This is a genomic window from Enhydrobacter sp., assembly GCF_030246845.1.
In the GTDB taxonomy this organism is placed as follows: Bacteria; Pseudomonadota; Alphaproteobacteria; order Reyranellales; family Reyranellaceae; genus Reyranella.
Genome location: NZ_CP126889.1, coordinates 3,650,596 through 3,673,174, shown reverse-complemented (window position 1 = coordinate 3,673,174; position 22,579 = coordinate 3,650,596). Strand labels below are relative to the sequence as shown.

At 68.7% G+C, this 22,579-nt stretch carries 17 protein-coding genes, 1 tRNA gene and 1 pseudogene; 16 read left to right on the top strand and 3 right to left on the bottom strand.

Going from position 1 to position 22,579, the window contains the following annotated elements; all coding sequences use genetic code 11:
* The first annotated feature begins 34 nt into the window (after positions 1-34).
* The 4 genes and pseudogenes from OJF58_RS18380 (at position 35) to rpoD (ending at position 5,070) form a co-directional block, all read left to right on the top strand.
* On the top strand, positions 35-388 hold the full coding sequence (locus OJF58_RS18380) for a TfoX/Sxy family protein (RefSeq protein WP_300779164.1): 354 nt from the start codon (positions 35-37) through the stop codon (positions 386-388).
* A 214-nt stretch (positions 389-602) separates the two neighbouring features.
* Positions 603-821 (top strand): annotated as a pseudogene (locus OJF58_RS18375) (transposase); the annotation flags it as partial.
* Between the two features lie 98 nt (positions 822-919).
* Entirely contained in the window at positions 920-2,881 is a 1,962-nt protein-coding gene (dnaG, locus tag OJF58_RS18370) for a DNA primase (RefSeq protein WP_300779163.1), read from the top strand.
* Between the two features lie 167 nt (positions 2,882-3,048).
* Positions 3,049-5,070 carry an RNA polymerase sigma factor RpoD gene (gene rpoD / locus OJF58_RS18365; RefSeq protein ID WP_300779162.1) on the top strand — a complete coding sequence of 674 codons (2,022 nt, stop codon included), beginning with the start codon at positions 3,049-3,051 and terminating at the stop codon, positions 5,068-5,070.
* A gap of 142 nt (positions 5,071-5,212) precedes the next feature.
* On the opposite strand, the gene OJF58_RS18360 is transcribed toward rpoD, so the two are convergent.
* The gene (locus tag OJF58_RS18360; RefSeq protein WP_300779161.1) at positions 5,213-6,334 is read right to left on the bottom strand and encodes a mechanosensitive ion channel family protein; all 1,122 of its coding nucleotides are present in this window, start codon (positions 6,332-6,334) and stop codon (positions 5,213-5,215) included.
* 195 nt (positions 6,335-6,529) lie between these two features.
* Positions 6,530-7,633 (bottom strand): amidohydrolase family protein, encoded by a 1,104-nt coding sequence (locus OJF58_RS18355; RefSeq protein ID WP_300779160.1) that lies wholly within the window; start codon positions 7,631-7,633, stop codon positions 6,530-6,532.
* 180 nt (positions 7,634-7,813) lie between these two features.
* Between OJF58_RS18355 and OJF58_RS18350 the strand changes: the two genes are divergently transcribed.
* Positions 7,814-7,888, top strand: a tRNA-Thr gene (locus tag OJF58_RS18350).
* Positions 7,889-8,059: 171 nt separating this feature from the next.
* Here the strand turns inward: OJF58_RS18350 and OJF58_RS18345 are convergent.
* Positions 8,060-9,064, bottom strand: a complete 1,005-nt coding sequence (locus tag OJF58_RS18345; protein WP_300779159.1) for an AraC family transcriptional regulator — start codon at positions 9,062-9,064, stop codon at positions 8,060-8,062.
* A gap of 134 nt (positions 9,065-9,198) precedes the next feature.
* On the opposite strand from OJF58_RS18345, the gene OJF58_RS18340 reads away from it, so the two are divergent.
* The 11 genes from OJF58_RS18340 to OJF58_RS18290 all read left to right on the top strand — a co-directional run bounded on the left by OJF58_RS18340 (position 9,199) and on the right by OJF58_RS18290 (position 22,578).
* Positions 9,199-10,509: an MFS transporter gene (locus tag OJF58_RS18340; RefSeq protein WP_300779158.1), complete on the top strand. Its 1,311-nt coding sequence runs from the start codon at positions 9,199-9,201 to the stop codon at positions 10,507-10,509.
* A gap of 11 nt (positions 10,510-10,520) precedes the next feature.
* Positions 10,521-10,922 (top strand): carboxymuconolactone decarboxylase family protein, encoded by a 402-nt coding sequence (locus OJF58_RS18335; RefSeq protein WP_300779156.1) that lies wholly within the window; start codon positions 10,521-10,523, stop codon positions 10,920-10,922.
* Between the two features lie 26 nt (positions 10,923-10,948).
* Entirely contained in the window at positions 10,949-12,028 is a 1,080-nt protein-coding gene (locus tag OJF58_RS18330; protein ID WP_300779155.1) for a 3-keto-5-aminohexanoate cleavage protein, read from the top strand.
* A 161-nt stretch (positions 12,029-12,189) separates the two neighbouring features.
* A complete protein-coding gene (locus OJF58_RS18325; RefSeq protein WP_300779154.1) occupies positions 12,190-14,742 on the top strand; it encodes a hypothetical protein in 2,553 nt (850 codons plus the stop codon).
* Positions 14,743-14,793: 51 nt separating this feature from the next.
* The gene (locus OJF58_RS18320; protein WP_300779153.1) at positions 14,794-15,189 is read left to right on the top strand and encodes a DUF423 domain-containing protein; all 396 of its coding nucleotides are present in this window, start codon (positions 14,794-14,796) and stop codon (positions 15,187-15,189) included.
* A gap of 57 nt (positions 15,190-15,246) precedes the next feature.
* Positions 15,247-16,119: a folate-binding protein gene (locus OJF58_RS18315; RefSeq protein WP_300779152.1), complete on the top strand. Its 873-nt coding sequence runs from the start codon at positions 15,247-15,249 to the stop codon at positions 16,117-16,119.
* Positions 16,120-16,205: 86 nt separating this feature from the next.
* Positions 16,206-18,011: a gamma-glutamyltransferase family protein gene (locus OJF58_RS18310; protein ID WP_300779151.1), complete on the top strand. Its 1,806-nt coding sequence runs from the start codon at positions 16,206-16,208 to the stop codon at positions 18,009-18,011.
* 86 nt (positions 18,012-18,097) lie between these two features.
* The gene (locus OJF58_RS18305; RefSeq protein ID WP_300779150.1) at positions 18,098-18,811 is read left to right on the top strand and encodes a DUF1028 domain-containing protein; all 714 of its coding nucleotides are present in this window, start codon (positions 18,098-18,100) and stop codon (positions 18,809-18,811) included.
* Positions 18,808-19,791: an ABC transporter ATP-binding protein gene (locus OJF58_RS18300; RefSeq protein ID WP_300779149.1), complete on the top strand. Its 984-nt coding sequence runs from the start codon at positions 18,808-18,810 to the stop codon at positions 19,789-19,791. The genes OJF58_RS18305 and OJF58_RS18300 overlap by 4 nt, the downstream gene beginning before the upstream one ends.
* 202 nt (positions 19,792-19,993) lie before the next feature.
* A complete protein-coding gene (locus tag OJF58_RS18295; protein WP_300779148.1) occupies positions 19,994-21,061 on the top strand; it encodes a dipeptide ABC transporter ATP-binding protein in 1,068 nt (355 codons plus the stop codon).
* The gene (locus OJF58_RS18290; protein WP_300779147.1) at positions 21,058-22,578 is read left to right on the top strand and encodes an ABC transporter substrate-binding protein; all 1,521 of its coding nucleotides are present in this window, start codon (positions 21,058-21,060) and stop codon (positions 22,576-22,578) included. Before OJF58_RS18295 ends, OJF58_RS18290 begins: the two co-directional genes overlap by 4 nt.
* Position 22,579: the final 1 nt, after the last annotated feature.

Here is a 22,579-nt window from a genome sequence, read left to right as displayed (position 1 = left end):
CTTGGGGGAGGCGAACCATGATGGAGAGTTGTCCGTGGCCTACGACGAGAAGACGGCGGAACGGGTTCGCAAGGTGCTCTCCGGCCGTCGAGACGTGGTCGAGAAGAAGCTGATGGGCGGTCTCTGCTTCATGGTGAAGGACGGTATGTGCTGTTCCGTGAGCGGCCGCGGCGGCCTCCTGGTCCGGGTTGGCCCAGAGGCCTTCGAGCGCATGCTGGCCGAGCCGCACGTCGCGCCAATGGAAATGCGCGGGAGGACTATGACGGGCTTCGTGCGGGTGATGCCGGAGGGCTATCGAACGGAGGCGGCGTTGCGAAAGTGGGTACAACGCGGCGTTGATTTCGTCCTGTCCCCGCCGGCCAAGCCCAGCCGCAAACGAGCGAAATAGCGCTCATCGTCATGCGGACCGCGCGCATCCTGCGCGCTCATGAGCGGGCTGGAAGCCCGCGGTCCAGCAGCACGATGGTCGTGTCCCGGATGGTGGTGTAGCTGGGGAGAGCAAGGCCGCGAGCGAGCGCGCTGTTTGATGGCGCCGTAGCGAGGGAGCGGCCTTGCGGGGGTCACCGGCGATTTCCGGTTAGGGTTGGGTTGCGAGCTCCAACCTGCACGCTCCCCTGGAGCGCCTCAACGGCGAGATCAAGCGCCGCACCGAGGTCGTCGGCATCTTCCCCAATGAAGCGGCCATCGTTCGACTCGTCGGGGCCATCCTGCTCGAGCAGAACGACGAGTGGGCCGTCCAGCGCTCCCGCTACATCACGCTGGAAAGCATCGCCCCCGTAAGCGATGATCCTCTCGTCGGGCTGCCTGCTGTGGCTGCCTGATCGATCCGGCTCACGCCGAAGATCGCTGTGCTGACTCAGCGCCAGCTACACCACGTCTCGGGGCACGATCCAGCACGATCCCCGTTATCCCCTTCAAGGTGCCGAGTGCAACGGCGCAGGGTGCGCACTACACTTGGGTCATGGCCTTCCCCTCGGGCTTTCTGGATGAATTGCGCGCGCGCCTCAGCCTCAGCGACATCGTCGGCCGCAAGGTCGCGCTGAAGCGCCGCTCGGGCGCGGAATTCGCCGGGCTCTGCCCGTTCCACAACGAGAAGACGCCCTCCTTCACGGTGAACGACCGCAAGGGCTTCTTCCACTGCTTCGGCTGCGGCGAGCATGGCGATGCGGTGGGCTTCGTCATGAAAACCGAGGGCCTCTCCTTCCCCGAAGCGGTGGAGAAGCTCGCGCGCGAGGCGGGCCTGCCGGTACCGCGCGCCACGCCGGTTGAGCGGGCGCGTGCCGAGCGCGCGGCGACCTTGCAGGAGGTGGTCGAGGCGGCCGCGCGCTGGTTCCAGAAGCAGCTTCGCCTGCCCGTCGGCCGGCCGGGCCTCGACTATCTGCGCGGCCGCGGCCTCGGCGACGAGACGATCGACGACTTCCGCCTGGGCTTCGCGCCGGACTCGCGCGACGGCCTGCTCGCGGCGCTGAAGCGCGAGGGCGTGCCGGTCGACAAGATCGTCGAGGCGGGGCTTGCCATCCAGCCGGAGGACCAGGGCCGCGAGCCCTACGACCGCTTCCGCGGCCGGGTGATGTTCACCATCAACGACCGGCGCGGCCGCGCCATCGCCTTCGGCGGCCGCGTCATGGGCGCAGGCGAGCCCAAGTACCTCAACTCGCCCGAGACGCCCCTCTTCCACAAGGGCGCCAACCTCTATTGCCTGGACCGCGCCCGCGTCGCGGCTGCCGGCGAGCAGCCGGTGATCGTGGCCGAAGGCTACATGGACGTGATCGCCCTGCACGGCGCGGGCTTTACAGGCGCCGTGGCGCCCTTGGGCACGGCCCTCACCGAAGGCCAGCTCGGCGAGCTTTGGAAGCTCGCCGACGAGCCCTGTCTCTGCTTCGACGGCGACAATGCCGGCCGCCGCGCGGCCCAGCGCGCCGCCGACCGCGCGCTGCCGCTGTTGCGGCCGGGCAAGAGCCTGCGCTTCCTGGCGCTGCCGGCCGGCGAGGATCCCGACAGCCTGATCCGCTCCCACGGGGCGCAGGCGATCCGCCGGGTCCTGGAACTCGCCCGCCCGCTCGCCGACCTCGTCTGGGAGATGGAGACCGACGGCAGGCCCATCGACACGCCCGAGCGGCAGGCGAGCCTGCAGAGCGCGCTGCAGCAGCGGGTCGAGCAGATCGCCGATCCGATGGTGCGCCGCTACTACAGCCAGGAGATGTGGAACCGCCTGCAGCGCCTGCGCGAGGCCGAGCGCGCGGCCTGGCGGTCGGCCGGGCGGCCACCCGGCCGGGCGGGCGCGAAAACCGGCGCCACCCGCCTGCCGCGCGGGCCCGCCGGCCCCTGGGGCGTACCGGCCTCGGCCGGCGCCGACGCGCGGCGCGCGGCCATCGATCTCGACGGCGCCTCGCGCCAGGTCCAGATCCTGCTGGGCGCCTTGGTCGAGCGGCCGGCCATGCTGCATGTCCTGGCCGAAGAGGCGGGCCGCCTGCCGACCGAGCGCCATCCCGAGCTGGCCCGGCTGCAGCGCGGGCTGCTGGACGCGCTCGCCCTGGTGCCGCTCGGGGTCGATCCCGCGGCCGACGATGCCGCAGCCGGCGACGCGCCCCTTGAAGCGCAGCTCATCACCGACCATCTGCGGCGCAACGGTTTGGAGCGGCTGGCCGAGACGGCCCGGTCGAAGGCACGGCAGGTTTTCCGAAGCAACCCTCAGGACAACGACGGCTGGGTCGGTCAGTGGCGGCGGATTGCCGACCACATGACCCGGCATCTGGCCAACATGACGGAACTGGAGCAGGCCCGGGACGCGCTGGCCCGCAATCCGACCGAGGAGAACGACGAAAGGATGAAGGCCCTGCTCAACCGGATCAGCCGGGAAACCCTGGAAGCCAGCCGATAGGTGCCGTCGGGCGCAATTTCGAGGATTCACCCCTATCGCGGCTTGGCGTTATATCCCATATAGTAGAGGGTAGAATTTGCGGGTCGCCCGCCCGCCTTCCTCCCTTGACCCGATTCCCGGCCTTCATCGGCCGCTAACCCTGTTTGTCGCATTATCAAGGAAAAGAAATGGCGACTAAGACCGCTACCGTCAGTCAACCCGAAGCTCCCGAGGCCCGCGACGACGGGCCGGATGCTCCCCTCCTCGATACTCTGGGAGCCGAACTCAAGAAACTGATCCAGAAGGGCAAGGAGCGCGGCTACGTCACCTACGACGAGCTGAACGCCGCCCTGCCGCCGGACGAGGTCTCGTCCGAGCAGATCGAGGACACGATGGCGATGCTCTCGGAGGCGGGCGTCAACGTCGTGGAGTCCGAGGAGCAGGAAGACACCACCACCTCCGGCGCGACCGAGCCCGCCAAGACCGCCGTGGTGGCGGCCGAGGCGACCGGCGAGGACGAGGAGCTCGGCCGCACCGACGATCCGGTGCGCATGTACCTGCGCGAGATGGGCAGCGTCGAGCTCCTGAGCCGCGAGGGCGAGATCGAGATCGCCAAGCGCATCGAGGCCGGCCAGGACCGGATGATCGGCGGCATCTGCGAAAGCCCGATGACCATCACGGCGCTGCTCGCCTGGCGCGACGCGATCAACGAAGGCCGCATGCTGCTGCGCGACGTGATCGACCTCGAGGCGACGCAGGGCGGCGTGCCCGGCGAAGGCAAGAGCGAAGGCGCGGCGGCGGCCGCGCCGCGCCCGCCGGTGGTCAAGGCGCCGGTGCTGAAGCCGGTGGTGGCGCGGCCCGGGACGGTCGTGACGGGCGCCAACGGCGAGACGACGGTCGAGGCCACCGTGGAAGGCGGCGAGGACGACGACGAGAACGCGCTCTCGCTCTCGGCGCTCGAGGAGAAGCTGAAGCCCGAGGTGCTGCGCACGCTGACCAAGATCGCCAAGGTCTATGCCGAGATGTCGAAGGTGCAGAACCGGCGCCTGTCGACGCTGGCGCGCGGCCAGAAGCCCAGCGCCGAGTTCGAGAAGAGCTACGAGAAGCACCGCAAGAAGATCGTCGAGCTGGTGCGCACGGTGCACATCAACGCCAACCGCATCGAGCAGCTCAAGCTCGCGCTCTACGACCTCAACCGCAAGCTGATGATGCTCGAGGGCAAGCTGCTGCGGCACGCCGAGAGCTTCCGCATCCCGCGCCAGGACTTCCTCGAGAACTACCTGACGCACGAGATCGACCCCAACTGGCTGGACAAGGTCGGCAAGCTGCCGGGCAAGGGCTGGAAGGACTTCGCGAAGAAGCGCGGTCCCGAGATCGAGAAGATCCGCGAGGAGATCAAGGCCATCTCCGACCATTGCGGGGCGCCGATCTTCGAGTATCGCCGCATGGTCAAGACCGTGCAGGACGGCGAGCGCGAGATGATGCGCGCCAAGAAGGAGATGATCGAGGCCAACCTGCGCCTCGTGATCTCGATCGCCAAGAAGTACACCAACCGCGGCCTGCAGTTCCTGGATCTCATCCAGGAGGGCAACATCGGGCTGATGAAGGCGGTCGACAAGTTCGAGTACCGCCGCGGCTACAAGTTCTCGACCTATGCCACGTGGTGGATCCGGCAGGCCATCACCCGCTCGATCGCCGACCAGGCGCGCACCATCCGCATCCCGGTGCACATGATCGAGACCATCAACAAGCTGGTGCGCACCAGCCGCCAGATGCTGCACGAGATCGGCCGCGAGCCGCAGCCGGAGGAGCTGGCCGAGAAGCTCGGCATGCCGCTCGAGAAGGTGCGCAAGGTGCTGAAGATCGCCAAGGAGCCGATCAGCCTCGAGACGCCGATCGGCGACGAGGAGGATTCGCACCTGGGCGACTTCATCGAGGACAAGAACGCGGTGATCCCGCTCGAGGCCGCGATCCAGGGCAACCTGCGCGAAAGCACCACGCGGGTGCTGGCCACGCTCACGCCGCGCGAGGAGCGCGTGCTGCGCATGCGCTTCGGCATCGGCATGAACACCGACCACACGCTGGAGGAGGTCGGCCAGCAGTTCTCGGTGACGCGCGAGCGCATCCGCCAGATCGAGGCCAAGGCGCTGCGCAAGCTGAAGCACCCCAGCCGCTCGCGCATGCTGCGCAGCTTCCTCGACCAGGGCTGAGTTTCGACGGACTCGTCATCGGGGCGGCGCAAACATTCCGGTGTCATCCCGAGCGCAGCGAGGGGGATCTTTCGCGGCGCCGACCGAAGTCCCTCGCTACGCTCGGGATGACACGGAAGTGCCTGGCGCGCGCCCTTGAATGCTACAGGCCGGCGACGGCCTGTTGGGCGGCGGATGAGCGGCGTTCGGCGAGATCGATCAGCTCGGCGCGCTGCTTGGGCAGGGCCCCCGGATATTCCTGCTGCAGGAACAGGATCAGCTTCTCGCGCACCTCGCAGCGCAGGTCCCAGGCCTCGGGCGAGGTGCGGGCGCTCACCAGCGCGCGAAGCTGCAGGGCGCGGTCGTTGCTGTCGACCACCTGCAGGTTCACCACCTGCCCGTCCCAGAGCTTGCTCGCCTTGGCGACCTTCTCGAGCTCGGCGCGGATGCGCGCCACCGGCACGGTGTAGTCGACCCACAGCAGCACCGTGCCGATCAGGTCGGTGCTCTGCCGCGTCCAGTTCTGGAACGGCTTCTCGAGGAAATAGGAGAGCGGCACCACCAGCCGGCGCCAGTCCCAGATCTTGATCACGACATAGGTGCCGGTGATCTCCTCGACCCAGCCCCATTCGTTCTCGACGATCACCGCGTCGCCGAGGCGGATCGGCTGGGTGATGGCGAGCTGGATGCCGGCGAACAGGTTGGTGAGCAGCGGCCGGAGCGCGAGGCCGACCACGATGCCGGCGGCGCCCGCCGAGGCGATCAGGCTGACGCCGTACTGGCGCACCGAATCGAAGGTCATGAGCGCGGCGGCGACGGTGATGATGATGGCGACCGTCACCGTGACTCGGCGCAGCACGCGCACCTGGGTCACGTGCTTGCGCGCCAGCGGATCGGACGGGTCGCCGGCCCGCGAGCGCGCGAGGTAGAAGTCGGTGGCCAGCATCAGCGCCGTGATGCCGGCCCAACCCACCAGCACGATGAAGAGCACGAGCAGCCAGTGCGCGACGATGCGCGTGGCCTCCCGGTCGAGCGGCACCGCCGGCAACACGATGGCCAGCGCGAACAGCACCAGCGCCGCGCGCGACAGCGACCGCGTGGCCGAGAGCAGCGACTGCACGAAGACATGGCGCGGCGCCACCAGCCGCCGCATCAGCCGCACCGCGGCGCCGTGCAGCAGCAGGGCGAGCCCCGCCGCCGCGGCGAGGACCAGCACCGCGATCAGCCAGTTGGGGAGCCAGTCGGCCACACGGCCGACCATGTCGAGAACGTTCTGCATGGACATCGAAGACATCGAACAGAAATGACGCCTGCCGACGCAATCGGGTTGCATGCGGCAAAGACGACCGGGATCCCCTGCTCACGCCCGGGACGACACCGCCCGTGGAATCGACAAGCAAGGATCCCTCGGCTTCGCCTCGGGATGACACATCCTTGGCGATCCCGAAGCCGTGTCGTCCCGAGCGTCAGCGAGGGATCTTTATGCCGCGAGCTTGTAGAGCTCCTTGACGTTGTCGCGCAGGATGCGCTTGCGCAGGGCCGGGTCGAGATGGCCGGTCTGCTCGGCCAGCACGTCCTGGCTCCACGGCCAGGTCGAGTCGCTGTGCGGGAAGTCGTTGGCCCACATGAGCTGCTTCTCGCCCAGCCGGTCGGCGAACTGGAACGCCGTCCAGTCGTCCTGGAAGGTGAGCGAGATATGCTCGCGGAAATATTCCGACGGCAGGCGGGCCAGCTCCTTGCCCTTCATCCAGTAGCGGTGCCGCTTGTAGGCGTGATCCATGCGGTACATGAAATGCGGCGCCCAGCCGGCGTCGGCCTCGACGCAGACGACGCGCAGCGCGGGATGGCGCTCGAACACGCCGGAGAAGACCAGCATGCCCATGATGTCCTGGCAGCCGCGGATGATCGCTAGGAAGCCGTTGATCTTGGGCCCGCGCGGCTTGGCCAGCGTATTGTCGCCGCTCGAGGTCAGGATGTGCCAGGAGAGCGGCAGCCCGAGCGCGACCGCGGCCTCCCAGAACGGATCGTAGATCGGATCGTCGTAGTCCTTCTCGCCGGGATTACCCGGCATCATCACGCCCTTGAAGCCCATCGCCTTGATGCGCTCGAGATCCTCGATCCCCTCCTTGACCGTGCGCAGCGCCGTCTGGCCGCAGCCGATCAACCGGTCGGGGGCGTGGCTGCAATAGGCCTGGAGCCAGCGGTTATAGGCGTCGAAGCAGGCTTTCTTGTAGTCGAAGTCGGGATGGTTGCAGATCAGCATGCCGACCGTGGGATAGATCACCTCGGCGGCGACGCCGTCGCGATCCTGGTCGGCCAGCCGGCCGCTCGGGTCCCAGCCGCTCCGGTGCAGGTCCTCGAACCGCGCGCCGCCGATGCGGATGTCCTTGGGCGCCACGCCGGCCGCGGCGATCAGGCCGAGCGGCACCGGCGTCTTCATGCCCTCGACGATGAAGGTGTCGCCGATCCCCTCCTTGTTCACGACGCGCGGCGCGCGCTCGCGCCACGCCGGGTCGATATGGTCGACATAGCAGTTGGGCGGCTCGGTGATGTGCGAATCGGCCGAGATCGGACGCCAGTCCATACGGTTCCTCCTGCTCCTGCCGCAAATGGTGGGGCGGCAAATGGTAGGGCTGCGGCGCAAGGCCCCGCAAGCGCCCGCGAAACGCCCGTTTCGGCGAGCGGCAGCGGTTGAACCCCGCCCGCCCCTATGGCATATCCGCGCCGCGCCCGGCCCCCGGCCAACTTTTCGAGGCCCGCGTTCGCTGCCGTAGCTCAGTGGTAGAGCACTCCCTTGGTAAGGGAGAGGTCGACAGTTCAATCCTGTCCGGCAGCACCATTCCTACGATGCAGTAAAATCAAGGTTTTCTGGACGCCATCGACATCTCTTTCGCGCTGGTACAGAGGAGCGATACAGAGCGGTGACAATGCTGATCATGGCGCGGCCGTGGCTGCATCCGAAGACTGGCGTTCATTCCTTCGGACGCGCGGTTCCTTTCCCTCGTCGGCATTAACGCTGCGGACCGACCTTCATTCGCCACGCCGAAGGGCTGAGACCGAAGCGCGTACGGAACCACCGGGAAAAGGCACTGAGATCGGAGAAGCCCAGCAGATCGGCAACTCCGGTCAGGGGTCGCTCGCCGCTTTGCAGCATGCGCGTGACGATCTCGGTCCGCACCGACTCGAGGATCTGTGAAAAGGTGCGGCCTTCAGCGGCCAGCTTGCGATGAAGGGTCCGCCGGTCGAGATCGAGCTGGCGGGCGACGTGCTCGATGGTGCACCGGCCCGAGGGAAGCTGCAATTGTACCAGTTCCCGCACCTTGTCTTCCAGGGTCGCATTCGGACGCGCAAGCATCCCTTCGAGCTGCAGGCGCGCATAGCGTGCGAGCGTCGGGTTCGCGGACGGAATCGCATGATCGAGATCGCGCCGCAGGCAGACGATGCCGTTGAAGTCACGGCCGAACTCGACGCGCGTGCCGAAGATCCGCCGGTGCGTCGAGCGGTCGGCGGGAGCGTCGTGCGTGAAGTGCACGAGCGGCCGCCAGCCGGGCCCCAGCAGCGAGCGCAGCACGCGGTAGAGCACGCCCACCGCCAGTTCGATGCCTTGGCGCATAGGGGCCGGTCGCGCGAGCCGCAGTTCGACGCTGATGATCGCGTCGTCACCGAGTTCCTCCACGCGTATGAGCATCGCCTCGTTGTGCACGCGTATGTAGCGCGCAAGCGCCACCATCGCTTCACGCACCGTCGGCTCCTGGCAGACCAGTAGTCCGACCGGGCCGAGCACCGCGAGGGAGCGGGTTTCGGCGAGGCGCAGGCCGAAATCCTCGACCTTCGCCGCGCGCGCCGACGCTTCGAGCAGTCGCCCGAGTGCACCCGTCGGCATCTTGATGTCGGGATCGTCGAGGCAGCGACTGTCTATTCCCACCGCCGCGAGCATCTTCATCGGCAGCAGCCCCACCGATCGGGCTACCTCCGGATACGAAGAGAGGCAGGCGCTGCGGATCAGGTCGGTCATCGGAAGCCCCTGTCCCGAAATGTCAAATGACCAGGCCCCGATTGTCAAACGCCGATGCCATCAGGCGTGTAAAGCGGCGCCAACAACCGGCGGCGATGAGCGCTCGCTGGGAACCAAATCCAAGGGAAGCGCCCATGTACGCAGCCTCCGCCGATGCAGGCATCGAAATAGTCTCGAAACCGCGCGAACGCTGGCTGGTGTCGCCCGGGCAGGCCTGGTTCGCCTTCGGCATCGCCTTCCTGCTGATGACCTTCGACTATGTCGACCGTCAGGCCGTGGTCGCGATGTTCCCCGCGTTGAAGGCCGCTTGGGGACTCTCGGACAAGCAGCTCGGTGCGCTTGTCTCCTCGGTCTCGATCGCCGTCGCAGTCTTCTCCTTCCCCATCTCGCTGTTCGCCGACCGATGGAGTCGCGTGAAGAGCATTGCCGCCATGGCGGGCATCTGGAGCATCGCCACGATCGCCTGCGGCCTCACGCGCAACTACGGTCAGCTCCTCGCCGCGCGTGGCATGATCGGGGTCGGCGAGGCCGGCTATGGTTCGTCGGGCGCCGCCCTGCTCACGAGCATGTTCCCCGCCTCGCGCCGCGCCACCGTCCTGGGCGGCTTTCTCGCCGCAGCATCCGTCGGTTCGGTGCTCGGCGTCGTCCTCGGGGGTGTCGTCACCGCGCGTTGGGGTTGGGAAGCCGCCTTCGGTGTGGTCGGCATTCCCGGCCTCGTCCTTGCGGTGGTGTTCCTGTGGGTTCGCGACTATCGGACGGTGCCGCTGATCGATGCCGGCGCGGTCAGGATGGGGGCCGCTGCCGTGCTGCGCGCGCTTGTCAGACCACGCTCGGCGCTGGCTGCTTACCTGGGCGGCGCCCTTCAGCTCCTGCCGGTGTCGACGCTGCTCGCCTGGCTGCCGAGCTACTTCAACCGCTTCTACGGCTTGAACGTGGAGCAGGCCGGCATGAAGTCGGCGCTGGTCATTCTGCTGGCCAGCATCGGCATCGTGGTGTGGGGATATGTCGCCGACCGCATGGCGCATGGCCATCGCCGCGCCAAGATGCTGGTCCCCGCCGCCTGCATCGTGATGACGGCACTGCTGCTCTCGCCGGCCTTCGCCCTGCTGCAGCCCGGCGCGATGCAGTTCGCCATGATCCTGGCCGGGGGATTCATGATGACATCGGCGGCGGGTTCGCTGCCTTCGGTCGCCATCGACGTCATCCATCCGGGCTTGCGGGCGACGGCCGCGGCGATGGTGACGGTCGTGCAGAACCTGTTCGGCCTCGCCGCCGGCCCGTTCATCGCCGGCGCGCTTTCCGATGCCTTCGGTCTCGGTACGGCCCTCGCCCTGATGCCTCTCTTCTGCTTCGCCTCGGCAGCCGTCGTGATCGCGGGCGCCCGCGCCTATCCCGCCGATCTCGACCGCGCCGACGCCATTCCAGCCAAAGTCGCCGCCGCCTGAAGGAGGACGTCATGCCCGATACCGTCAATCCCGCCAGCGCCACGCCCGTCAGCGACCGCCTTCGCGCCACCGGAAATTTCAATTCGGCGTGGAACGAGATGGCCGAGCTCGATCCGGTCTGGCTCGAGAAGTTCCTCGACATGGCCATGACCCCTATCGCCGCAGGCCTGATCGACCCCAAGATCTACGAGTTCCTCGCTATCGCAGTCGATGCCTCGTGCACGCATCTCTATGCGCCCGGCGTGCGCCGCCATATCCGCAAGGCGCTCGAGCTCGGCGCCACCAGGGAGGAGATCCTGGCCGTTCTGCAATGCGTCAGCGTCCTCGGCATCCATTCCTGCGCCCTGGGTGTGCCGATCCTCGTCGAGGAGCTGGCCGCAAGAGAGGCGCAGAAGCGTTCCACCAAGCGTTAGTTCCACCTCAATCCCAGGAGACCATCATGCATTTCCTCGACGATTCGCTGCTGCCCGAGAACCAGGAGAAGCTCGTCATCCAGGTCGCGCCCTACGGGCCGGAATGGCTGCCCGGCGACTCCGACGATATCCCTCTCACCATGGAGGAGCAGGTTCAGAAGGCCGTCGATTGCTACAACGCCGGCGCGGCTGTGTTGCACGTCCATGTGCGCGAGGCCGACGGCAAGGGTTCCAAGCGCCTTTCGATGTTCAACGAGATGTTGGACCGGTTGCGCACGGCCGTGCCGAACATGCTGCTGCAGGTCGGCGGTTCGATCTCCTTTGCACCGGAAGGCGAAGGGTCGGACGCAAAGTGGCTGAACGACGACACGCGTCACATGCTGGCCGACCTCCAGCCGAAGCCCGACCAGGTGACGATCGCCATCAACACCAATCAAATGAATATCTGCGAGCTGATGACCGACGACGACGTCGCCGGAACGTCCATTGCGCTGCCAGCCTACCGCGAAGCCTATCGCGAGATGTGGATTCCATCCGGCCCCGCCTTCGTCGCCGAGCACCTGAAGCGGCTGCAGGCGGCCGGCATCCAGCCGCACTTCATGCTGGGCGACGTCGGGCAACTGGAGACCGTCGAGCGTCTGATCCGGCGCGGCATCTACAAAGGACCCCTGGTGCTGAACTGGGTCGCCATCGGCGGCGGCCTCGACGGTCCCAGTCCCTACAACATGATGGAGTTCATCCGCCGCGTGCCCGACGGAGCGGTCCTCACCCTCGAGACGCTCATGCGTCACGTGCTGCCGGTCAACACCATGGCGATCGCCATGGGACTGCATGTCCGCGTCGGCATCGAAGACAACCTGTGGGGACGCAAGGGCGAGCGCATCAGCTCGGTGCGCCAGGTCGAGCAGGTCGAGCGCATCTCGCGCGAGCTTTATCGTGAGATTGCGACCGGCGAGGATGCGCGCCGCATCTATCAGATCGGCACCCAGTACAAGACTGCCGACGAAACGCTGGCCAGGCTGGGCTATGCGCCCAACCGGCAGCCCGGTGAGCGTGGCATCCCGGTCCAGCGAGGGAATGCCAGCCCGCTCCGTCGGGTCGCCTGACAACGCCGTGGCTTTGGCCGGCCGAGTCAATCTCTTTCGCCGGGAATGGCCGGCCGGCCAGAGCCGATGTTTGTCGACGGAGCAGAGGGCCCATCTGAGCGCCACCGGAGTGGCGCACTGCCTCGATCGCCTCTACCATCGGTCGTACGGGAGGCAGACCGATGGCGCGCTGGCGTGTCGTGGTGGACTGGATCGTGACGACGCTCGCGTCCGGCTGGTGGGCGGTGATGGCGGTGGTGCGCGTCGCCTGGGCGTGCCGCGCCCCGATCCTCTCGGTGGCGGCGGGCTTCGGGCTGATCGCCTTCACCGACCAGGCGCGCGACATCGTGATCGCAAGCGGCGCGCCCTCGCTCTACGGCAGCTCCGGCATCTTCGTCGCCGTCCTGTTCTGGACCGTCTTCGGCTGGTACTGGGCGCGCACGACGCTCGACTATGCGTTCGTCTGCCCCCTGCCCGGCCCGGACGCGCCGCCCTGGCGACGGAGCTGGCAGGGCTTCTGGGCCGATCACGTGCCGCGCCTGATCGGCTTCCTGGGCATCTTCTCGGTCGCCTACGCCTTCTGGAAGGCGCACACGGTCTATGCGGCCGCCCTCGACGACCTCCATGCCGACGCCTTCCGCCGCGACGCCTGGCACTACGCCACCTATGCCGTCGCCTTCTATCTCCTGGTCTGGGTGCGGCGGCCGGCGCTGCGGGCGCTGGTCCAGCGCACGAACCTGATCTCCTCACCGGACATCGCCAACTGGCTGGCCCCGAGCGTCGCGCCCATCCCGCGCATCGTCGGCTTGTGCAATCCGCTGACGCTCGCCGTCCTCGTCGCATCGCTGATCGCCTCGCCCGTCTTCTACACGCTGGTCGCATTGGATCCTGTCGGCCTCAGCGCCTTCTTCCGCGGCGCCGTGCCGGCGGTGCTGTTCGGCCTCGCCCTGATCGTGCCGGTGACCAGCGTGCTCGTGATCCTGTCCGCGCGCCTGTGCTTTCCCGTCTTCGGCGCGGTGCTGGTCTGGTTCGTGGTCGGCCCACTCGTGCTGGGCGACCTGCACGACGTCCGCACCTGTCGCGGCCTCGCGCAGTCGAGCGATGCCGCCCGCCGCTGCGCGGTCGCGGTCGAGCGGCCGCTGCTGCGGCAGGCGTTCTTCGACTGGTGGCAGGCCAATCGCGCCTTCACCCCGCCGATCGGAGCGACCGACGTTGTCGCGCCGCCGATCGTCGTGGTCGCGACTGCCGGCGGGGCGAGCCGCGCCGCCTTCTGGACGACCCAGGTGCTGGGCGAGATCGCAAGCCGCGAGGACCATTTCGCCGACCGTCTCTTCATGCTGAGCGGCGTCTCGGGCGGCTCGCTGGGTGCGGTGACCTTCCGCTCGATCGTCGAGGCGGACCGCCGCGCCTCCGCCGACGGCAAAGGCTCGCCCCGCCTCGCCGACGCCGCGCGCGACGGCGCCAAGGTGATCGAGAACGATTTCCTGGGACCCGCCCTTACGATGGCCTTCTATGTCGACCTGCCCTCGGCGCTCGGGCTCCCCTTCCTGCTGCCGCCCGGCTGGCGGCCCGACGATCGCGCCGCGGCGCTGGAGAAGGCGTGGGAGCAGGCCTGGGCGCAAAGCGGAATCAGTCACGGCGACCGGCGCTTCACCTGGGAAGACGGCTTCACCTCGGTGTTCGGCGGCGCCTCGCCGTGGCCGCTGCTGGTGCTGAACGGCACATCGATCGAGAAGGGCAAGCGCATCATCACGTCGAACGCCCGCTTCTGGACGGACGGCGCCACCAACCCGCAGAACCTGTCGGGCGGCGTCAATCGCTACGACACCTTCGACATCACGCATTCCGACATCCCGGTCAGCACCGCCGTCACCATGAGCGCGCGCTTCCCGGTGATCTCGCCGAGTGGCGCGCTCGAGGACGAGACCGGCAAACTCCGGGCCCGAGTCACCGACGGCGGGCTGTTCGAGAATTTCGGCGCCATGACCGCCGACGAGGTGCTGCGCTACCTGGTCTCGCGCGTTTCGGAGGTGCAGAACGGCCAGTATCCCGTGGTGCCGATCGCGATCCTGATCAGCAACGATCCCGCGATCGACGAGCTGCTGCTGCGCCGCGACGGCACGAAGAATCCCGCGACGCCCGACTGCCCGCCCACCGCGGAGAGCGCGCGGCCCCTTCCCACGCCGCATCCCGGCAACGGCTGGCCCGAATGTCCGGTCGACCCCAGCAAGAGCGCGCGGCTCCTGGTCGATCCGGTCCTCGCGCTCTACGACGGCCGCGTGGCGCGCGGCGTGGCGGCGGCGACGGCGTTGTTCGATCGCATCACCGACTTCCGCCTGCTGGTGCGCGACCGGCTGCTGGCGCACGGCGTGCCCGACATCGATGCGCTGCAGGCGCGGCTGGGCCTCGACGACCACACCGACTTCTTTCACTTTCGTCAGTGCCGGCTCGACGGCATGAAGAGCCCGACCATGAGCTGGCACGATTCGGCCGAGGCCTGGAGCGCGATGCGCAAGATGCTCGGCCTCGACAAGGATGCCTCGGGCGCCATTCCCGATTCCTGCGGCAACCAGGCCGAGTTTTTCCGCCTCTGCGTGCGGCTGGCGCGGCTCGGCGGCGACGCAACCGACGACCAGGCCGCCACCGACGCCTGCGCCGCGCGCTGGCCCCGGCCCGCCGCCTGGACCTGCACGGTCGAGCACGACGGCCGCCGCCCCTACTGCCGGCTGGAGTAGCGCTAGTGGAGTGGCGCATGCCCGGCGATTGACCTACAACGCAGTCGGCCAATGAAACATGCACAGGATCGCGGCTGGATCGTCGCCGCCGCGCTGAGCGGCGCGGTCTCGGTGATCGTCGGCGCCTTCGCCGCGCACGGCATTGACACGCGCACGCAAGCCGGCGCCAGGGCGCGCGAATGGCTGCAGACCGGCAGCCACTACGAGATCGTGCATGCGCTCGCGATCCTGGCCGTCGCCATGCTCGCCCACGGTGCGCAACTGAACGCGGGGCTGGCGCGGGCGGCGCAGATCCTGTTCCTCGCCGGCAGCATCCTGTTCCCCGGCGCGCTCTACGCACTGGCCCTGGGCGGCCCGCGCTGGCTCGGCGCCGTGGCGCCGGTCGGCGGCCTCGCCTTCATCCTGGGTTGGCTCGCGCTCGCCGCGGCGGCGTTCACCAGGCGATGATCGGCAGGCGGTGAGCGGCTTGCCAAGCGGGGCTGCGATGCCCAACTTGGAACGGCCATGCCGATTGCCTTCACCCTCCTTTCTCATCGCGGGGTCATTGCCGTGGGCGGCGAGGATCGCGCCGCGTTCCTGCAAGGGCTGATCTCCAACGACACCACGAAGGTCGCGCCGGGACGGGCGATCTGGGCGGCGCTGCTGACGCCGCAGGGACGGTTCCTGAACGACATGTTCGTGGCCGACGGCGGTGATGGTACGCTGCTGATCGAGACCGAGCGCGAGCGCGCGCCCGCGCTCGCCAGGAAGCTCACGCTCTACAAGCTGCGCTCCAGGGTGACGGTCGAGGATCGCAGCGCCGCGATCGAGGTCGCGGTCGCGTTCGGCCCCGGCGTCGGGACACTCGTTCCGCTGGACGGGGCGGCCGCCTTCGTCGACCCGCGCCTGCCAGCGCTCGGCGTGCGCGTGCTGGCGCCTGCGGGCCGGGCGGCGGCGCTGCTCGCCGCGCGCGGCGCACAGGAGGCGCCGCCGGAGGATTACGAGAAGCTCCGCCTGTCGCTCGGCGTGCCGGACGGCAGCCGCGATCTCAGGCCGGAGAAGGCGCTCCTGCTGGAAAGCGGTTTCGACGAGCTGAACGGCGTCGATTGGCAGAAGGGCTGCTACATGGGACAGGAGCTGACCGCCCGCACCAAATATCGCGGACTCGTGAGAAAGCGGCTCTTCCCGGTGAAGGTCGATGGCCCCCTGCCCGCGCCGGGCTCGCCGGTCGAGCGCGACGGTCAGGAGGTGGGCGAGGTCCGCTCCGGCGCGGGCGATCGCGCGCTGGCGCTGCTGCGGCTCGATGCGGTGCGGGCCGGCGGCGAGCTGATCTCGGGCGAGGCCCGGCTCCGGGCCGAGGTCCCCGACTGGATGCGCCTGCCGGAACCGGCCGACTGACCGGTCCGCCGGCGCCGCTTGGCGAAGCGCCGCGTGCGGGCTTATGGTCCCTCCCTGTTTTTTGCACGTCGAGGGAGGCCGCGCCCGTGAAGCTCATCAACCCCAACCCGTTCACCACGCGGCCCGAGATCGTGGGCACGTTCGGCGTCGTGGCCTCGACCCACTGGATCGCGACCGCGGTCGGCATGGGCATCCTCGAGAAGGGCGGCAACGCCTTCGACGCCGCCGTCGCGACGGCCTTCACCCTGCAGGTGGTCGAGCCGCATCTCTGCGGGCCGGGCGGCGACGTGCCGTTGATCCTGAATTCGGTCAAGCGCGGCAAGACCGAGGTGATCTGCGGCCAAGGCACGATGCCGGCCGGCGCCACCATCGCCCACTACAAGAGCCTCGGCCTCGACCTCATTCCCGGCACCGGCATGCTGCCGGCTTGCGTCCCCGGCACCTTCGACGCCTACATGCTGCTCCTGCGCGACTACGGCACGATGCGGCTCGCCGACGTGCTCTCGCCCGCCATCGGCTACTTCCTCAACGGCCATCCGCTGGTCGAGCGCGCCTCGGCCACCATCGCCACCGTCGCCGACAATTTCCGCGAGCATTGGCCGACGTCCGCCGCGGTGTTCCTGCCCCACGACGAGGTGCCGAAACCGGCCTCGCTGTTCTGCAACACGGCGGCCGGCAACGCCTATGCGCGCATCCTGAAGGAGGCCGAGGCCGGCGGCGGCGGGCGCGAGGCGGAGATCGAGCGCGCGCGCCGGACCTGGAGCCAGGGCTTCGTCGCCGAGGCGATCGACAGGTTCTGTCGCACGCAGGACGTGATGGATGTCTCGGGCCGGCGCAACAGGGGCGTGATGACCGGCGACGATCTCGCCCGATGGCAGGCCACGGTCGAGGCGCCGCTCACCTACGATTACGGCCGCTACACGGTGTGCAAGGCCGGTCCCTGGACGCAGGGGCCCGTGGTGCTGCAGCAGCTCGCCTTGCTCGAGGGCTTCGACCTCGACGGCATGGATCCGACCAGCGCCGACTTCATCCATCTGCAGGTCGAATGCCTCAAGCTCGCCTATGCCGACCGCGAGGCCTTCTACGGCGATCCCGCGTTCGTCGAGGTGCCGATGCCGACGCTGCTCTCCGACGCCTACAACGCCGACCGCCGCAGGCTCGTCGACCGCGCGAAGGCGAGCCTGGAGCTGCGGCCCGGCAAGGTCGAGGGTTACGGCGGCGTGGTGAAGCTGCGTCGCGCGGAGGGCTCGCGCACCGCCGTGGCGGCAAGCGGTGCGGGCGAGCCGACCGTGGGCCGCATGGGCCAGACCAGCGGCGATACCGTCCACTTCGATATCGTCGACCGCGACGGCAACATGATCTCCTCGACACCGTCGGGCGGCTGGCTGCAGGGCTCGCCGGTGATCCCCGAGCTTGGCTTCCCGCTCGGCACACGCGGCCAGATGTTCTGGCTGGAGGAAGGCCTGCCGGGTTCGCTGGCGCCCGGCAAGCGGCCGCGCACCACGCTCACCCCCACGCTCTGCCATCGCGACGGTGAGCCCTACATGGTCTGGGGCTCGCCCGGCGGCGACCAGCAGGACCAGTGGGTGACGCAGCATTTCCTGCGCCATGTCCATTGCGGCATGAACCTGCAGGAGGCGATCGACGCGCCGGCCTGGCACAGCGAGCACTTCCCCTCCTCCTTCTGGCCGCGCACCGCCCGGCCCGGCGTGCTGGTGCTGGAGGGCCGCGTGCCGCAGGCGACGGTCGACGAGCTGAAGCGTCGCGGCCACGAGGTCGAGATCAACGACCAATGGTCTGAAGGTCGCCTCACCGCCGCCTCGCGCGAGGATCCGTGGCGCAAGGCCGCCGCCAACCCGCGCGGCATGCAGGGCTACGCGGCAGGACGGTGATGTGCGTCTTCTGGACCGCGAGCCTCCGGCTCGCTCATGATCATGAGCGCGCAAGATGCGCGCGGTCCGGGCGAGCCTGAGCCCCAATGACCTGGTCGATCATCCTGCGCGAGCGTGATACCGGCCGCATCGCCATCGCCGTGGCGACGAAATTCTTCGCCGTCGGCGCGCGGGTGCCGCATGTCGAGCCGGGCAAGGGCGCGGTCTGCACCCAGGCCCTCACCAACCCGCTCTACGGCCCGCGCGGCCGTCGGCTCGTGCGCGACGGCGTGGGCGCGGCCGACATCGTGCGCCTCCTCACCGCCCCCGACGCGGGCCGCGAGCATCGCCAGCTCCATGTCCTGGGTGCGGACGGCAAGTTCGCCGCGCGCACGGGCGCCGAGTGCGTGCCCTGGTGCGGCCACTGGATCGGCGATGACTTCTCCGTCGCCGGCAACATGCTGGCCGGCCCCGAGGTCGTGAGTGAGACGGTGCGGGTCCTGCGCGAGCAGGCCGGTCTGCCCCTGCCGCAACGGCTGATCGCGGCGATGAAGGCGGGCGAGGCGGCGGGCGGCGACATGCGCGGCAAGCAGTCGGCGGCGCTCGTGGTCTACGGCCAGGAGGAATATTCCGAGCTCGACCTGCGCGTCGACGATCATGCCGAGCCGCTGCAGGAGCTGGAGCGGCTGGAGGCGGTGAGCCGCGAGCATTGGACGAAGTTCCGCGCCTTCCTGCCCACGCGCGCCGATCCAGCGGGCGTCTTCGACCGCAGCAGGATCATGGCGGCCGTTCAGGGGAGCCCGGCGACGGAGCGTCGATGAGCACGCCCTTGCTCGAGCTCAAGCAGCTTGCCGTGAGCTTCGCCACCGACGACGGCACCGTGCGCGCCGTCGATGGCATCGACCTCGCCCTGCGACGCGGCCGCACGCTCGGCCTGGTGGGCGAATCGGGTTGCGGCAAGAGCGTCACCTCGCTTGCGGTGATGGGCCTGCTGCCGCCGGAGAATTCCACGGTGAGTGGCGAGGTGCGGTTCGAGGGCCATGACCTGCTCGCCGTCGACAAGCGCACGCTGCGCGACTTGCGCGGGGCCCGGCTGGCGATGATCTTCCAGGAGCCGATGACGAGCCTCAATCCGGCCTTCACCATCGGCAACCAGATCGTCGAGGCGATCCGGCGCCACAGCGATGCCTCGGCGACCGAGGCGCGCGCGAAGGCGATCGAGATGCTGCGGCGGGTGCGGATCCCGTCGCCCGAGAAGCGGATCGACGACTATCCGCACAAGCTCTCCGGCGGCCAGCGCCAGCGCGCGATGATCGCCATGGCCCTTGCCTGCGGGCCCGACCTCCTGATCGCCGACGAGCCCACGACCGCGCTCGACGTCACCATCCAGGCCCAGATCCTCGACCTGATGCGCGGCCTGCGCCGCGACACCGGGACCGCCATCATCCTGATCACCCACGATCTCGGCGTGGTGGCCGAGATGGCCGACGATGTCGCGGTCATGTATGCCGGCCAGATCGTCGAGCGCGCGCCGGTGAAGGCGTTGTTCGCGCGTCCCGAGCACCCCTACACGGTCGGACTCCTGGGCTCGATCCCCAAGCTCGACCGCAAACGCGAGCGCCTGCCCTCGATCGAGGGGCGCGTGCCGGACATGACGCGGCCGCCGGACGGGTGCCGCTTCGCCCCGCGCTGCCCGTTCGTCGAGCCGGCCTGCCGCGATCGCGTCCCGCCACTCGCGGAGGTGGCCGCGGGCCATCTCACCCGATGCCGCCGCGCCCCGCTCTGGCAGGTGCTGTCGTGACTCATGCGACCTCGGGCTTCCAGCCCGCTCATGACCATGAGCAGGCAAGATGCGTGAGATCCGGAAGAGTCGCAGCAAGCCGTGTCATCCCGAGCGCAGCGAGAGACCTTTCACAGTGCCAGCCGAAGATCCCTCGCTACGCTCGGGATGACACCGAGGTGGCTGCAGCGCATGACTTGTTCCTTGCTAGTTGCGCGCTCCCATGAGCTCTCTGCTCCAGGTCCACGGCCTCGTGAAGCACTTCCCGGTCGCGGGCGGCGCGTTCGGCCGCACGTCGGGCCATGTGCGCGCCGTCGACGGCGTCGACTTCGAGGTCGATGAAGGCGAGACGCTGGCGCTGGTGGGCGAGTCGGGCTGCGGCAAGTCGACGGTGGGCCGGCTGGTGCTGCGGTTGATCGAGCCGACCGCCGGTGCGGTCCGGTTCGAGGGCGAGGACCTGCTGTCGCTCGACGCAGCCGCCATGCGCGCGCGGCGGCGGCGCCTCCAGGTGATCTTCCAGGATCCCTACGCCAGCCTCAATCCGCGCATGACGGTGGGCGCGATGCTCGCCGAGCCGCTGATGCTGCACCGGCTCGCGGCCGACGAGGCCCGCCGCCGCGCCCGCGTCGCCGAGCTCCTGGAGCTGGTGGGCCTCAGGCCCGAGCACGCGCGGCGCTACCCGCACGAATTCTCCGGCGGCCAGCGCCAGAGAATCGCGATCGCCCGCGCGCTCGCGGTCGAGCCGCGCCTGATCGTGGCCGACGAGCCCGTGTCCGCGCTCGATGTCTCGATCCAGGCGCAGGTGATCAACCTGATGCGCGCCCTGCAGGCACGCTTCGGGTTGGCCTACATCTTCATCAGCCACGATCTCGCGGTGGTGAAGCACATCGCCGATCGCATCGCCGTCATGTATCTCGGCAAGATCGTCGAGACCGCGTCAGCCGACGAGCTGTTCCGCAACCCGCGCCATCCCTACACCCGCGCACTGCTCTCGGCGGTGCCGCTGCCCGATCCGGCGCTGGTGCGCGAGCGGACGCTGATCGAGGGCGACATCCCGAGCGCGATGGCGCCGCCGCCCGGCTGCCGCTTCCATACGCGTTGCCCGCATGCACGCGAGTCCTGCCGCCGCGACGCGCCGGTGCTGCAAGACGATGACGGCCACGCCACCGCCTGTCCCTGGTGGCCCGACTTTCCCCAGGCGCAGCCACTCGAAACGGGTGGCGGCCAAGATCAAGATCGCATCAGGCTCGACCGCCTGCAGGCGGCGTTCGTTTCACAGGAGGCATCATGACCATCGTTCTTCGCGCCCTGCTGACGCTGCTGCTCTGGGCAGCAGCCATCGGCGGCGCCTCGGCGCAGAGCAGCCTGCGTATCGGCCTCGCCGAGGATCCCGACGTGCTCGATCCCACGCTGGCGCGCACCTATGTCGGGCGCATCGTCTTCGCCTCGATGTGCGACAAGCTGTTCGACATCGACCAGAAGATGAACATCGTGCCGCAGCTCGCGCTCAGCCACGAGACGTCGCAGGACGGCAAGACCGTCACCATCAAGCTCAGGCCCGGCGTGAAGTTCCACGACGGCGAGGACTTCAACGCCGACGCCGCCAAGTACAGCCTCGAGCGGCATCTCACCATGAAGGGCTCGTTCCGCAAGCCCGAGATCGCAGCCATCGAGTCGATCGAGGTGGTCGATCCGCTGACGCTCAGGCTGCATCTCAAGCAGCCCTACGCGCCGCTGCTCGCCCAGCTCACCGACCGCTCCGGCATGATGGTGGCCCCCAAGGCGGCGGAGGCCGCGGGCGACAAGTTCGGCCTGCATCCGGTCTGCGCCGGACCCTACAAGTTCGTCGAGCGCGTGCAGCAGGACCGCATCGTGGTCGAGAAGTTCGCCGACTACTGGAACAAGGACAAGATCCATATCGACCGGATCACGTACCTGCCGATCGTCGATTCGACGGTGCGTCTGGCCAACCTGCGCTCGGGCGGCCTCGACCTGATCGAGCGCGTGCTCGCGACCGACATCAAGACCGTGCGCCAGGACAAGAGGCTCGCGCTCAGCAAGGCGGTGTCGCTGGGCTATCTCGGGCTCACCACCAACATCGCCAACGGCCCGAAGGCCGACAATCCGCTGGCCAAGGACCCGCGCGTGCGCCGCGCGCTCGAGCTCTCGATCGACCGCGAGGCGCTGAACCAGGTGGTGTTCAACGGCGAGTTCGTGCCGGGCAACCAGTGGGTCAGCCCGCAGAACCCGTACTACCAGGAGAAATTCCCGATTCCCAAGCGCGACGTCGCCAAGGCGAAGGCGCTGCTGAAGGAGGCCGGCGTCACCACGCCGCTTTCCCTCGATTTCATGGTGCCGAACGGCGTCGAGCTCAGGCAGGTCGCCGAGGTGCTCCAGTCGATGACGGCCGAGGCAGGCTTCGATCTCAAGATCCGCCTGACCGAGTTCGCGACCTCGCTGAAGCAGGCCGAGGAGGGCAACTTCCAGCTCTACCTGATCGGCTGGAGCGGCCGCACCGACCCGGACGGCAACTCCTATTCCTTCCAGGTCTGCAATCAGCCGCTGAACAACGGCAAATATTGCGACAAGGAGGTCGACGCCGCGCACCAGGAGGCGCGCGCCGGCGCCAGCCAGGCCGCGCGCAAGGCGGCTTACGAGAAGGTCGCCGCCAAGGTGCTGAACGGCGGCGGGCCGATCATCTACCTCTATCACCCACAGGTGCTGGTGGCCCATACCGACAAGCTCGATGGCTATGTGCAGATGCCCGACGGGCTGGTGCGGGTCGTGGGGCTGACGCTGAAACAGTAGC

Coding starts and splice junctions, on each gene's coding strand:
- rpoD (WP_300779162.1), top strand. CDS start 3,049: ATGGCGACTAAGACCGCTACCGTCAGTCAACCCGAAGCTCCCGAGGCC.
- OJF58_RS18360 (WP_300779161.1), bottom strand. CDS start 6,334: ATGTCCATGCAGAACGTTCTCGACATGGTCGGCCGTGTGGCCGACTGG.
- OJF58_RS18355 (WP_300779160.1), bottom strand. CDS start 7,633: ATGGACTGGCGTCCGATCTCGGCCGATTCGCACATCACCGAGCCGCCC.
- OJF58_RS18345 (WP_300779159.1), bottom strand. CDS start 9,064: ATGACCGACCTGATCCGCAGCGCCTGCCTCTCTTCGTATCCGGAGGTA.
- OJF58_RS18340 (WP_300779158.1), top strand. CDS start 9,199: ATGTACGCAGCCTCCGCCGATGCAGGCATCGAAATAGTCTCGAAACCG.
- OJF58_RS18335 (WP_300779156.1), top strand. CDS start 10,521: ATGCCCGATACCGTCAATCCCGCCAGCGCCACGCCCGTCAGCGACCGC.
- OJF58_RS18330 (WP_300779155.1), top strand. CDS start 10,949: ATGCATTTCCTCGACGATTCGCTGCTGCCCGAGAACCAGGAGAAGCTC.
- OJF58_RS18325 (WP_300779154.1), top strand. CDS start 12,190: ATGGCGCGCTGGCGTGTCGTGGTGGACTGGATCGTGACGACGCTCGCG.
- OJF58_RS18320 (WP_300779153.1), top strand. CDS start 14,794: ATGAAACATGCACAGGATCGCGGCTGGATCGTCGCCGCCGCGCTGAGC.
- OJF58_RS18315 (WP_300779152.1), top strand. CDS start 15,247: ATGCCGATTGCCTTCACCCTCCTTTCTCATCGCGGGGTCATTGCCGTG.
- OJF58_RS18305 (WP_300779150.1), top strand. CDS start 18,098: ATGACCTGGTCGATCATCCTGCGCGAGCGTGATACCGGCCGCATCGCC.
- OJF58_RS18300 (WP_300779149.1), top strand. CDS start 18,808: ATGAGCACGCCCTTGCTCGAGCTCAAGCAGCTTGCCGTGAGCTTCGCC.
- OJF58_RS18295 (WP_300779148.1), top strand. CDS start 19,994: ATGAGCTCTCTGCTCCAGGTCCACGGCCTCGTGAAGCACTTCCCGGTC.
- OJF58_RS18290 (WP_300779147.1), top strand. CDS start 21,058: ATGACCATCGTTCTTCGCGCCCTGCTGACGCTGCTGCTCTGGGCAGCA.